This is a genomic window from Paenibacillus sp. NPDC057934 (assembly GCF_042887565.1).
Classification (GTDB): domain Bacteria; phylum Bacillota; class Bacilli; order Paenibacillales; family Paenibacillaceae; genus Paenibacillus_AQ.
Window position 1 is genome coordinate 294,887 of the sequence record NZ_JBHVPB010000009.1, and the last position, 13,397, is coordinate 308,283.

Genomic DNA, 13,397 nt, shown 5'->3' on the forward strand with positions numbered 1-13,397 from the left:
TTATGTTGAATATATGCTGATTTATATTATGAAACAACCGATCGGTTCATAATTATCTTAGCTCTCTTCTCCCTTACTGTCAAATGGAACATCTTATATAATAAAAAACCCGTAATTTACGGGTTCGATCATTTCCACTAACACAAATTTAGTTAGGCCATAATTGTAGGGCTAAATCTATTACTTCCTGGATTTCTTCACGTGTAGCCCCGTCAGCGGCTTGAATAGATATACCTTCAAGTACAGTTGTGATGAAACGAGCTAACACTGCGGGGTTTGAATTTTCCGGAAGTTCTCCGGTCTCTTTTGCTTTTTCTAAACGTTGTTTTAGATTATGCTCTGCATCGTTCCGGCGTGAAATAAGCTCTTTCCTTATAAACTGACTCTCTTCACCACCAGAAATTCCTCCCTGGATAATTAAACAACCGGGAGGGGTATTTGGATCAGTCGCCGAATCAGCGGATAAATTCAGTATTTCTTCCACAGCTTCACGGGCTGTATCCTTGTTTAAGATTTCTGAAGACAAGAATGGTCTACCTGAGACATAATGATCTAATGCCAAATAAAATAAATCTTGCTTACTCCCAAAGATGGTATATAGGCTGGACCGATTTATGTTCATCGACCTAGTCAAATCGTTAAGTGAAGCGCCTTCGAAGCCTTTCTCCCAGAAAACCATGAGTGCACTTTCCAACGCAGCAGTTTTATCAACTGCTCGTGGACGACCTGCTGTCATAAGAAGGCCCCTCCTTTTTTCTAAACTCACTGATTCTCATGATTTTATAACTGCGAATTAACCCTGTCAAGTTTGTAATCATGAAGCTTCTCGGATTACTACGACGATAGTGAAAAAAGAAATGTAGCATTAAAAAAACAGGGACAGATGCATTTATTCTAATTTAGAAAAAAATCTATAAATCATCTTTAAATATTGAACGACTAGTGTGCTTTTTGAAGAATCACGCACACCAATAAACTACCGTGGTCCTAGCACGTGTACGCCAGTTACCTGTAAATTCGGCTTTGTTTAATTAATTGGCAGCGGGGCATTCGGTGCTACAAGTCTTTGTTCGCGCATTTCATCCCAAAACTCCTTAGGGATAATTTCATTCAATGCCGACTTGTCTTCTTCAATTCTTTCAGGGCGACTTGCGCCAGGAATGACAGCAGCTACTGCCGGATTAGCCAATGCGAACTGTAATGCAGCAGCCTTAGTACTGATCTGATAACGATGAGCAATACTTTTGATTTTTTCAACTTTCGATAAAATTTCAGGTGAAGCTTTCTGATAATCGAAGTGAGTACCTCCAGCAAGAATCCCAGAGCTATATGGACCACCGACAATGATCTCAACATTATTTTTTTCAGCAGTAGGCATCAATCGTTCCAACGCTCTCTCATGATCTAATAATGTGTAGCGACCAGCCAGCAACGATATATTGGGTTTAGTTTCCTTCAATTCCAGCGCAAGCTCAATTGGTTCTACACGATTCACTCCCAGTCCCCAAGCCTTAATTACTCCTTCCTCGCGCAATTGTGTAAGTGCACGGAATGCCCCAGTCCGGGCAATTTCAAACTGTGAGATCCATTGATCACCGTGTAGATCTTGTGCGACATCGTGAATAAAAACAATATCTATACGATCCGTTTTTAATCGCTTTAAGCTCTGCTCGATCGAACGAAGAGTTGCATCCGCACTGTAATCTGTAATTATCTTATTCCTACGGCCAAACTTGAAAGCTCCTTCCTTATCCATGTCCTCCAGTTCATCCGTTATTAATCGACCTACTTTTGTACTTAAGACATAGTCATCCCGATTGTGTTTTGCAAGTGCCTCACCAAGGCGAAACTCAGCTAAGCCTGCTCCATATAAAGGCGCTGTGTCGAAATAACGGATACCTTTTTCCCAAGCAGCATCCACAGTTTCCATAGCTTCTTCATCTGGAATATCCCGGAACATGTTACCTATTGGAGCAGTACCAAAACCTAAATTGCCCATCAGTGAATCTTTCATCTGATAAAACCTCCTAAAGAGTAAATTTGTTTAACGATGCTCTAAAAAAATGTTTCCAGTTAAGATAATTTTATCTTTTGTTGATGGAGTTTCATAACAAATGCCATCTAACTGATCTCCTCTTTCTCTTCCTCCTATTATCCACACATCAGGAAAATTCCCTCGACCTGCAGCTAATCACTTTCCGTTACCGAACACTTATCTTAGTTTACATCCATCAATCGCTGGCCTAAGTTAAGCTCAAAATCCCCTTGTCGTCCAAATCCAAGCGCCATCGCTTTTGAAACTTTTTCCTGTGTGCCCGGGGACATAGCTCTCGAGATAAATGCCGATCTGGATTCTTGCAACTCCGAGGTTTCAGGTAATCCGATACGATTGATTAGGTGTTTAGCATCACTTAAGACCTGGCGATCTATGGCCGAAATTCTTAGTGCTAAGTTTTCGACGAATTCCTCCAATTCCACGTCGGTGATCGCCCTGTTTATCCATCCGTAACGCTCCGCCGTCAAGGCATCATAATCGCCCGCGCTTAGGATTATTTCCAACGCTCGCGCACGCCCCGATAGACGGGACAACCTCTCAATTGCACCAGTGCCCGGCACGATACCGACAGCGAGTTCCGGCTGTCCGAAGACGGCTTTCTCTAGACTGGCAAAGCGCATGTCGCATGCAAGGGCAAACTCGCTACCGACTCCTCGAATCCGGCCCCGAATTTCAACGATACTGACGACCGAAGATTTGGAAAGGCGTGTCGTGAAGTCAATAAGCGGCGGTAGTTCGATGTCTTTCGGCGTTTTTTGCTTCTCACCGGCGCGTGTCATGTCATAGTGTGAGATGAAAAAATCAGGATCGGCACTATCGAATACGATGACCTTCAACTCGGGGTCGTTCTCGATTTGATCCATGAGATCCAACAGCTCATACACCGTATCCGGATCTACCAAATTAATCGGTGGATTATGAAACGTTATGCGCCAGTAAGCAGGTGTTTTACGATTGACAGTTAGTTGGGTGTTTGTATTCATATCAGATACTCCTTTTATTAATTGGATTGGACTTGTTTACGGCCGGATACATAGTACCGCAAAAGCATGATTAATGAGCAAATACTGATCACAGTCAAGACTACGTAGACATATTTATAGGCATAAACGAGCGAAACCTTATCTTGAAAAGTAAGCAGCATTCCGCAAACCGCAACGGAAACTGAACCGCCGAAAAATTGAATCAGCTGCATGAAGCCCATACCTGAGCCGATTAGCTCAGCAGGCAAAATACGGGATGTTTCGTTATTTAAAGACGATAATGAGGTCGAGACTGCCGGAGAGAAAAATAGATACCCGAAGAGAATGACAGCCGAAGAGACACCCAGGTTTGTCCAAAAAGCGATCAATACCAAAGCTAAAATGAATTGCCCAATCAACAGAAACCGCAAATTTCCGTAGCGGTCGATCCAGCGTCCTACGAAACTAGTGAGAACAGCGGATAAAACGGCCCCCGGCGCGATCGTAAAGCCGATTTCTAGCGGCGATCTGCCGAACAGGTTGGCCAGCGCAAGTGGCATTAAAAACAGATTGCCGAGATTCATGAACAAAATGCAGAATCCAACTACAAGTAATTTCCGATACGCGGGTATAGCCAATACTGCTGGATTGATGAATGATGCCTTGGCACGTTTGAGATAGACTGCATGGGCTGCAATAGATAACAGTCCAACTCCCAGCCAAAAGATCGAGCGCTGCGAAACGGCAGTTAAAATGGTCACGGCATTCACGACGGTCAATAGAGCACCTGCGATATCAAACTTAAACGGTTTAGGCTGCTCTTTAGGAAGCAAACGCAGCAAAATCGGAAGAAGTACAAGCACGAGACAAGTGATAGCGAACAATCCGTTCCAACCGAGGTACTCGCTGATCAGCCCGCCTATAATTGGCCCAAGCCCGAATGCCATAGCAGATCCCGCAGAGATCATAGAAATCGCGCTGCCGCGTCTTTCATAAGGAACATACCGGCTAGCGATGATGAGACCGAGTCCCGCCATCGAACCGGCGCCTGCGGACTGCGCGATCCGCGCGATTAGCAACGTGTGAAAACTGCTCGCGAATATACCAAAGACGGAAGAAAGCCCGAGTATCGTGAGCCCGACTGACAACAATCTTCGAATGGGCAGCGTGTCGGAAAGCCTGCTATAAATGACCGTTGACAAGGCGTAGCCTATCGAGTAGCTGGATACAATCCAGGAGCCGAGGTCTGCTGAAACGCCGATATCCCGAATGATGCTTGGGATGGAGACATTAAACATCGTCGTGTTCATGATGACGATGAACGTGCCTATTGTCCATACCAGTATGACGATTCTGTCTTTCATGTGAATACCGTCCTATCATGTTGTTTTTGCTAAACAAAACCTTTTTAAGAACGATCATTCAAAAATAAATTCAAATAATCGTTCTTAAATTTCAAACCATTCAACGCACTATATTTTGCAACCATTGCAAACTCTACAATCCGTGCTCTAAGATCAACCCACCACGTTCGTGATGACTTCGATATTCCCGCGGGTTGCTCGGGCATAAGGGCAAACATCGTGAGCTTCCTCGACGATTTGTTTCGCACTGCTCGTTTCTACACCCTTAATAACAATGTCCATATTTACTGATAAGACAAAGCCGTCATTTGTATCCTTGCCGATCGTAACATGTGACGTTATTTTTATGCCTTCCGATTTGATTCTATGTTTTCTCAGAACAACACCTAGCGCACCTTCAAAACATGCGGCAAATCCAGCTGCGAACAGTTGCTCAGGGTTGGTTCCGTCTCCGCCGGGACCTCCCATTTCCTTGGGAACTTTTAAATCAATATTAAGGATGCCATCGCTAGACACCGCTTTGCCTTCTCTTCCGCCTTCCACCATCACAGTAGCTGTATACAATTTCTTTTCTATTTTATCCATTTTCAATATCCTCCTTTAGATCATACTATTTTCCCATGAACCTCTAATTTCCACATTGGTCAATTTCGCAGCTTGTTCCAGGTCTTCTATTTCCTTATTCGTCAATTTGACCTCAACAGCAGAAATAGCGCTGGCAATATGCGATGGTTTTGTCACGCCGATAATTGGCACCGTTCCTTTAGCGATTGCCCAGGCAATGGCGATTTCAGCCGGATTGACTTGATACCGGAAGCCGATTTCTCGCATCACTTCAATCAGATTTTCCAGTTTGGAAAATACTTCTTCATTGAAGGCGTCTCCTCTTCGGGTTCCAGCCTTAAAAGGATTCTGCGCACTATATTTACCGGTCAAAGCCCCTTGTTCCAATACCATATAGGAGAAAAATAGCAAGTCATTGGCTTTGCAATACTCAATGATGCCTGCTTCTTCTGAGGAGCGATAGAGTAGACTGTAATGATTTTGGACGGCGGAGAGCTGAAGTCCCTCTTGTGCCAATATGTCCGCCGCGGTCTTAATCTCCTCTAAGCTGTGATTAGAAACACCTACATATCTGACTTTTCCGCTTTTCATTAACGGGATCAGTTTGGAAGTCCAACGCCGAACGTTTTTCGGATTATGAATCCAATAAATATCGACATGATCCTTGCCAAGGCGCTTTAAACTTCCTGCGAAGGACTCTTCAACAGCATCGTCTGACTGGTCTCCCATCGGTGTGAATTTCGTTGAGAGCAGGACATCATCTCTCCCAAGAATGAATTTTCCTAGAATCGTTTCTGAAGCGCCCATGCCATAAACTGCAGCCGTGTCCCAAAGATTCAATCCGGCATTCATTGCCTCATTAAATATGGGTTTTAGATCCTCGTCCATCAGGTTATTCCCAAAGATTGCATCCCCTCCGTTGGCGCCGGTTCCCCAAGACCAGGTTCCTAGGGCTACAGCCGGGATATTAGTGTTTTTTAGCTGAACAGTTTTCATGGTACGTCTCTCCCCTTTTTACAGTAAGGTCTATAAGCTATTACAGCTCATCAAGAAGTTCTTTTGTTGTTAGAATGGCATGTGCAAAGGTAGGGCCATTAATTTCATGCGCCACACGCATAGCTTCTTTGCTGAAAGCAGCTGTTGCATCTTTTACAAGTGTGACATGATAACCAAGCTCCATGCCAAAGCGTGCTGTCGCTTCGATGCATGTATTGGCCAATAAACCTACAACGATTATCTTTTGTACACCATGCATTTTAAGTTGATGATCCAGGTCAGTGTTTGCGAACCCGCTGCTACCCCAGTGCTCTTTAATAATTACGTCGTTCTTCTGAGGTTGAAAATCCGGATGGAATTCCCCGCCCCATGAGCCTTTAGCAAATGTCTGTCTTTCTTTAACACCAAGCTGATACGGTGTTGGGTGCAACCAATTTTCAAAATCGTTGGGTTCAGATCTGTGGTGAGGAACAAAGAAAACTTGGATGCCGGCTTCCCGAACAGCATTAACAATTTCTTTTAAATGCTCGAGCAAGTTGACAGAGTCTGCTACTTCTTTAGCACGAGGGAAACTCTTGCCTTCGGGTGATAAGAAATCATTGTAAGGGTCAACCAAAAGGAGCCCTGTTGTTGTGCGATCGTATACTTTTGTCATGACTAAAATCCCCTTCTGATTTATCAGATTTAATTGAATGCAGACAGAACTGTTTCAATAAGTTGAATGTCATTTCTCTGCCGATGTAGTTTCTACTATAACGTAAATTCCTATACGAGCATTATGGAGCTTATCTGAATGCTTTAATATTTATGAACTAGGCTCTGCATGGATGTCCTCTCATATTTGTCTCCTCCTTTTAAAGCAAATTTAACATATTAAGAACGAACGGTCAAGAATAAATTTTACTGATCGTTCTTAAATTCCAGAGATCATCATTTGGTTTCCCAATTGCGGGCCTATAACTTGAACTGCTTGACGAGCAGAAGCATTTCTTCAGATATCTGGCTCATCGAGTCTGCCGAAGCTGAGATTTCTTCCATAGCTGTGAGCTGTCCCGCCGTGGAGGTGGAAATCGTCTGTGCCAGATCGTTGGACCGAACCGCCATGTGATCGATCTCTTGCAGGGAAGCATTGAACTCCTGGGCACTTGCGGATATTTGTTCGGCTGCAGCAGAGGTTTCCTGCACGTGATACACAGCACTGCGTGTGGCTAACAGAATTCTTTGGAAAGCCTCCCCCGAGTGTTGGATGGAATCAACGCCAGCCTGTACCTTTTGCTCGCCTTGATCCATAGCAGTTGCGGCTTTATTAATGTCGATAAGAATTGCCTGAATCAGTTCAGTGACCTCAATTGCAGATGTCCTGGAGCGCTCCGCTAGCTTTCTGATCTCATCCGCAACAACTGCAAATCCTTTACCCTGCTCGCCGGCCCGTGCAGCCTCGATCGCTGCATTCAGAGCGAGCAGATTGGTTTGCGACGAAATGTTCGTCATCGCATCAATAATTTCGCCAATCTGATGTGACCGCTCGTTCAACTGATTAATGATCAGTGAGAGGTCGCCTACCGTTATGGATACGGCAAGCATTTGCTCCGCTGACTGTGTTATCAGCCCATTTCCATGTTCAGCGTGACTTAAAGTAACTTGTGAAGCTTCAAAGGCGGTCGATGAGGTGGATGTGATACGCTGTGCGCTGGCTGACAACTCCTCCATCGTATAGGTGCTCACCTGCAGACTTCTTTTTTGCGTTTCATTGCTCAAGGCTACTTCTTGTGCAGATACGGAAATTCGGTCTGTCGCAGATGTCGTTTCCCCGAAAGTGACGGACAAGTCGTGGGAGGCCGATGAAAGGGCATCAGCATGGGACAGCAGTCCCTGCGTCATCTCTCTTAATCGGTTATGCATGGTTTGGAATGAAGTGTACAAGTCGCCAATTTCATCTCGGCTATGTATGACAATCGCTCTTTGTGTCAAGTCGCCCGCGGCTACCAGTTTAGCCTGTAGCGTCAACTGGACAAGTGGCCTGGTAAGATTCCTCGCAAGCAAGATAACGATAATCCCGCCAACTATAATACAACCCAGCAGCGAATACACAGTGGCTTGGACTATATGTTGCTGTCCTGCGTTATAATCCTTAGTATAGGAGCCAGCTACAATCGTCCATCCCCAGTCTGGTTCCCTTAACGAATAGGCAATTTTCTTAGCGTTAGCTCCCGAGTCGGGTAGCGGCCACCTGTATAAGGTAACTCCACCTCCAGACTGCTGCCCCTTATGTAGCATATCCCGGATATGATAAAAGCCGTCAATGGTCTGCTTGTCCCAAAAGCTCTCCCCTTCCTGTGTCGGGTGGGCAACTAGATCACCCTGGTCGTTTAAAACAAAAAAATACCCGTGTTCGCCAATATCTATATTTGTATTGATTGTCCGTGTACCATCCGGCTGCTTTGGCCCAAGAAGCAGTTGCTTCATCTTCTCTTGCGCCTCTTCCTTGCTTAATGTGTCTTTCCCCGTGGCATCCTCGAACGAATCGATAAGCTCCGCAGCCATATGAACTGTGTTTCGGAGATTAGTCTCCGTCTCCAAATCGCTTTCACGTGCTGAAATCCAGATGCTCATGCTGCCTATGAGCAATGCCGGAATGATCAGGATTGCGAATGCGATGACCAATAATTTATTCCTAATGGTAAACCGCCATTGTCTTGGATTTATTTTTGTTTTCATGATTATCCCCCCGTAAAACTCCTTGAGCTCCAGTCCCAAATGTAGTATTTTATATATCCTAATGAACTCGGATGATCAAAAACAGCAGTCCAAAGTCCCCTTTGAACTGCTGTCATGGTTCAGAATCGGATGATTATTTCAATGCCTTCAGCATGGCGTTGACAAAGCCGATATGATCAGTCGCATGCATTACCGTGGAAATAATCAGCTCGCCAAACGTCTCGGCCTTCAAAAAGTTTTCTTTTACCGGTACGTCCAGCTTATCCACCAGTAATTCCCGGATCTCGTCCGGCTGCTTTCTTAATTGGTCAATCAGCATACCCCATGCTGGTGGTTCCCCCTGCCAGTCTGCGGGCTTCGTTCCATAAGCAAAAAAGTCTTGGTAGCTTGCAGGAAGCTTCTTATTCAGTGCGAATTCTGAAAGACCGAACACGTGAAACTCTGTCACAGTAAGCACATGACCAAGATGCCAATGAATGCTGTTCTTGAAGCCATCTGGTATAAGATTACGCTTGTCCTCCGGACACTGGGCAACCAGCTCTACGAATTGATGATGACGATTCTTCAAAATGTCGAAAATAAAATCTGCTCTCATGTTTATTCCTCCTCTTAATGGTGAACTTGCGATGTAGTCATCTACATCGTTCCATAATTACTACTCTTCGAATTGATTGGCATAAGCGCCGTAGCCGTTGGCCTCAAGTTCATTCTTCGGAATAAACTTGAGTGCTGCCGAGTTAATGCAATATCTAAGTCCTGTAGGCTCAGGTCCATCCTCAAACAGATCGCCGAGAAAGGAATCGGCGTTTCGGCTTCTGACCTGAGTACCCGCGGAGAATAAGCCCCGTTTTTCTTTCAGCAGAACATGCTCCTTGTCTAGCGGCTGTGTAAAGCTGGGCCAGCCTGTTCCAGCGTCAAATTTATCTTTAGAGCTGAATAACGGCTCACCGGAAACAATATCTACGTATATACCTTCTTGTTTGTTATCCCAATATTCATTCTCGAACGGTCGCTCATCTGCGTCGTTCTGGGTCACATCGTATTGAAGCTTTGTCAATGCCTTTAGCCTCTCCGCTTTGTTGAAGTCCTTCTCGTTGCCGACCTGATCAGCGACCGCTACTGTATGTTCTGCTCCCCAGGTACGGTCCAAATAGGCGTCCCGGCCCGAAACAAACTGAGTAATCCTATAGCTGATCGGATTTTTCTTATAATAGTCTTGATGCTCTTCCTCCGCCATGTAGAATTTAGTTCCCGCCGTAATCTCGGTTACAATTGGCTTGTCAAATTTTCTGGAGGCAGCAAGTGCATCTCTGGAAGCTTCAGCAGCGGCTTTTTGCTCCTCGCTGTTATAGAACACAGCCGTGTGATACTGTGGACCGAGGTTGTCAAACTGGCCGTTTGCATTCGTAGGGTCAATGCTATGCCAGAATACCTGAAGTATCTTGTTATACGAAATCTGACTCGGATTATAGCGGATTTCCACAGATTCGAGATGTCCGGTTCCTCCTGAAGATACTTCGTTATAGGTCGGGTCCTGAGTATGACCTCCGGTATATCCAGCCGACACACTCAGAACGCCTTCGAGGTCCTCAAAGTACGGCTCGAGCTGCCAGAAGCAGCCTCCTGCAAAAACTGCGGTTTCATATTTCGTTGTGGAACTGGCATGAGCGATATTCACAGGCTGATGTCCCTCCATCATATTTGTGGATTTAATAGGTGCATTATAGAAGGAAAAAGCCATGACGACAGTAAAAGCAACGGGCAATATGAAATATCGAGTTTTTTTGAACTTCAATTCCAGCCACCTCCTTTTTCTTAATTTGAATTTTATCAAGAAAAAACCCGCAGCAAATGTGCGGGTTGTCATGAATTTGATGTATTCTAAACTGTTTTTTGAGCGATTTGACAGGAGGATTTTCACCCCCCTGCCAAAAGTCATGTTATCCGGTCACTTAAAGTGACGTACTGAAAATACCGCTGCCTGCGTTCGGTCACGCATCCCGAGCTTAGCCATCAAGCTGGATACGTGATTCTTGACAGTCCCTTCCGAAATAAACAGCTGGTCGGAAATTTCCTTATTATTCAGGCCCAGACCCAATAAAGCCAGGATTTCCTTCTCCCGATCAGTCAGACTTCCAAGCAGTTCATTGCCATTTGCATTCAGCAGTGGGGGTTGCATGGGTGTGACAGCTGGAGTTTTATTCAATTCCTTCAGCAGCATGGCCGTAATATCAGGCTGAAGGACCGTTCCACCATTGTATATCGCTTGAATAGCGCTGACGATAGCCTCAGAGGGCATGTCCTTCAGCAAATAACCATGCACACCCTTCTCCAGGACCTGCAGTATCAGTTCTGCATCATCGAATGTGGTCAAAATCAATATTTTCGTCTCGGGGAAGTGCCTGAGAATCAGCTCGGAGGCTTCCACGCCATCCATGCCTGGCATACGAATGTCCATTAATACGACATCGGGCCGCAATTCTGTTACCTTGGCATATGCATCCCGTCCTTCGATGGCTGTTCCAACTACTTCTATACCTGGCTCTAAATTAAGGATGGTCGCCAGACCCTCCCGCATGAGCCGCTGATCGTCAACTACCAGTACTCTCAAGAACCTGTCCCCCCGTATGTGTATTTGGGTAAGGAATATTCGCTTGGACCACAAACTGCATATGGTCATCCTTTCCAAAGGTTACCCGGCCATTCCATTCCTTTACTCTCTCTTGTAGATTCAATAATCCGAAGCCCGGCTTGACTTCATCTGGCACGTCACCGTCATTGCTGATGCAGATCGAGAAGCCACTCTCTGAGTAGCCAATCCGGATGAGGGCATGTGCGGCATCGGCGTGCTTTTTGGCATTTGTGAGCGATTCCTGTACAATGCGGTATGCAGTAAGTTGAAGCTCGCCCGGCAGCATCACAGCGCTGCCTTCGACCTCAAAGCGGGTCCCAACCTCCGCATATTTCGTGAATTCCACCGACAGCTTGTCCAGGCTTTCATGCAAAAACATCGGCTGGACCGGCTCGTCCCTGATCGTCCGGACTGCAAACCGGACCTCCTGAAGAGCAGAACGTACCAAGTCCTCGCATTCCAGATAGACACTCTCGCTGCGCTTGGCATCTACCTGACTCAGCTTGCGGGCGGCCTGCATTTGCACAATCAGACTCGTCAGCGTATGGCCGACTGTATCATGAATTTCGCGGGCAATCCGTACACGCTCCCTGGAGACTGCCCATTCTTCCGCCTTGATTGCATACTCCTGAAGATGCTCATGAGACTCCATCAATTGCTCGTATAATTTCAACGTATCCTTCCGCGCCTTCTGATAGAAATGGATCAGTGTACTGACAATACCTGCAAATATAATGAATGAACAGGTAATGAAATAGCTCATGCTGTCAAACTGCTTATATAAATACCAGTCCACACTACCCATTGTCACCAGGTAGAGAATCAGCAAAAAAATGCAAGTTATGATAAGCATGCGAAAATTGTTGAAGAACATGAGGATCGCCAATGCTGTAACCCCGACAAATAGCTGATTCGGAAAATGTCCACCGATAAAAATATATCCATAAGCAGCGGATACCAGAAAATCCAGAATCAGCAGGTGAAACATCCATTTTTTCCGCTTCTCTGCCCTAGAATAGAAGAGATTAACGAGCAGGAACACAGCAACTGAAAATACAAAGAAGCTGAAGCGCCAAAAGACTTCAATTGACGTCTCAAAATAAAAAATACCAGAGACGAGCAGTCCCAGTATGAGCTTAAGCCCGAAAAAGAGTTTCCATGGAGGGGGGCCCCTTTTTATAAATTTCTCATCTTGAAGCATAGATGTTGTTCTTCCCTTCATAGAGTTGTGATTTCTTGTAATCGCTAGTATATGATAGGCTTCTTAGTTCTGCCAAGGAATATCTACAAAACTATTAGCATTTCAAACTGTTCATATTTTAATAAACCCCAAAAAAACCATCGTCAAATTCCACTGACGATGGCTTTTTTGGGGGGAGAGTTACCAATCGAGAGAAGGCTCTTGTTAATGAAATGCACGCTGAAAGTTAGAGGAATCATGGGAGTTGAATCCCTTCGGCTCTCATGCTCCTAATTTCTAATGCACTTCCTCACGTGCAGCGCGTGCAATACTTTCTGCGAACAGCGGCGCCTCTCGTCTGTTGTGATCTTCCGATATTTTTTGACGGGATGCAGACGCCTGCTCAAACGTGAGTCCTTGACTCTCGAAAATACTCAATAAATGTTCCGACGGATGAGTGACCACAAAATTCGTAAATTCGGTTTGATTGGCGTTGACGGGTTTTACGCTAAGCTCCCATATGACTTGCATTTGCGTTCGTTGCTCATTCGTTATAAAAATATCAGTCGTGGAGACCATCCGGCATTTGTGTTTTTCGACGACCTCTCCAACATAATGCTGGATCGAGAGACTGGTACCGATTTTCTCTACGTTTATCGACATTGGACGTCCATCTTCCGTCGTGGTTGTTCCTACCGCAATATGATCTGGAGGACAGCAACGTTGATATTCGGGCTCAGAAAGCGAGAACATCCATTTTCCGATATCAACTTTTTCCACCGGAACGTCGATGATGTGACTAAAGCTCGATTTTGCGAGTGTTAGGTCTTCGCGAATCTTGGACATAAGCAAGCCCCCAATTTTAAAGTAATGTTTTCGCCCTTTTCTTAGTCATGGAACCCTTCATAGTGAGTACATTATTGAA

The 13,397-nt window shown here is 45.2% G+C and carries 13 protein-coding genes; all 13 read right to left on the bottom strand.

The window, feature by feature from the left end; all coding sequences use genetic code 11:
- Positions 1-148: 148 nt before the first annotated feature.
- A complete protein-coding gene (locus ACFVRY_RS21780) occupies positions 149-736 on the bottom strand; it encodes a TetR/AcrR family transcriptional regulator (RefSeq protein ID WP_387502396.1) in 588 nt (195 codons plus the stop codon).
- Between the two features lie 291 nt (positions 737-1,027).
- Positions 1,028-2,014 carry an aldo/keto reductase gene (locus ACFVRY_RS21785; RefSeq protein WP_387502397.1) on the bottom strand — a complete coding sequence of 329 codons (987 nt, stop codon included), beginning with the start codon at positions 2,012-2,014 and terminating at the stop codon, positions 1,028-1,030.
- Positions 2,015-2,217: 203 nt separating this feature from the next.
- Complete coding sequence (locus ACFVRY_RS21790) at positions 2,218-3,039, bottom strand: enoyl-CoA hydratase/isomerase family protein (RefSeq protein WP_387502398.1); 822 nt, start codon at positions 3,037-3,039, stop codon at positions 2,218-2,220.
- A gap of 17 nt (positions 3,040-3,056) precedes the next feature.
- Entirely contained in the window at positions 3,057-4,382 is a 1,326-nt protein-coding gene (locus ACFVRY_RS21795) for an MFS transporter (protein WP_387502399.1), read from the bottom strand.
- A 153-nt stretch (positions 4,383-4,535) separates the two neighbouring features.
- Positions 4,536-4,967 (bottom strand): organic hydroperoxide resistance protein, encoded by a 432-nt coding sequence (locus ACFVRY_RS21800; protein ID WP_387502400.1) that lies wholly within the window; start codon positions 4,965-4,967, stop codon positions 4,536-4,538.
- Between the two features lie 15 nt (positions 4,968-4,982).
- Positions 4,983-5,942 (bottom strand): aldo/keto reductase, encoded by a 960-nt coding sequence (locus tag ACFVRY_RS21805; RefSeq protein WP_387502401.1) that lies wholly within the window; start codon positions 5,940-5,942, stop codon positions 4,983-4,985.
- A gap of 40 nt (positions 5,943-5,982) precedes the next feature.
- Entirely contained in the window at positions 5,983-6,597 is a 615-nt protein-coding gene (locus ACFVRY_RS21810; RefSeq protein WP_387502402.1) for a cysteine hydrolase family protein, read from the bottom strand.
- 299 nt (positions 6,598-6,896) lie between these two features.
- Positions 6,897-8,660 (bottom strand): methyl-accepting chemotaxis protein, encoded by a 1,764-nt coding sequence (locus ACFVRY_RS21815; protein ID WP_387502403.1) that lies wholly within the window; start codon positions 8,658-8,660, stop codon positions 6,897-6,899.
- A gap of 133 nt (positions 8,661-8,793) precedes the next feature.
- Positions 8,794-9,255 (bottom strand): DinB family protein, encoded by a 462-nt coding sequence (locus tag ACFVRY_RS21820; protein WP_387502404.1) that lies wholly within the window; start codon positions 9,253-9,255, stop codon positions 8,794-8,796.
- A 60-nt stretch (positions 9,256-9,315) separates the two neighbouring features.
- Entirely contained in the window at positions 9,316-10,356 is a 1,041-nt protein-coding gene (gene msrA / locus ACFVRY_RS21825; RefSeq protein WP_387502464.1) for a peptide-methionine (S)-S-oxide reductase MsrA, read from the bottom strand.
- Between the two features lie 252 nt (positions 10,357-10,608).
- The gene (locus tag ACFVRY_RS21830; protein WP_387502465.1) at positions 10,609-11,238 is read right to left on the bottom strand and encodes a response regulator; all 630 of its coding nucleotides are present in this window, start codon (positions 11,236-11,238) and stop codon (positions 10,609-10,611) included.
- Positions 11,239-11,251: 13 nt separating this feature from the next.
- Positions 11,252-12,280 (bottom strand): sensor histidine kinase, encoded by a 1,029-nt coding sequence (locus tag ACFVRY_RS21835; RefSeq protein ID WP_387502405.1) that lies wholly within the window; start codon positions 12,278-12,280, stop codon positions 11,252-11,254.
- A gap of 489 nt (positions 12,281-12,769) precedes the next feature.
- Positions 12,770-13,318: a hypothetical protein gene (locus tag ACFVRY_RS21840; RefSeq protein ID WP_387502406.1), complete on the bottom strand. Its 549-nt coding sequence runs from the start codon at positions 13,316-13,318 to the stop codon at positions 12,770-12,772.
- Positions 13,319-13,397: the final 79 nt, after the last annotated feature.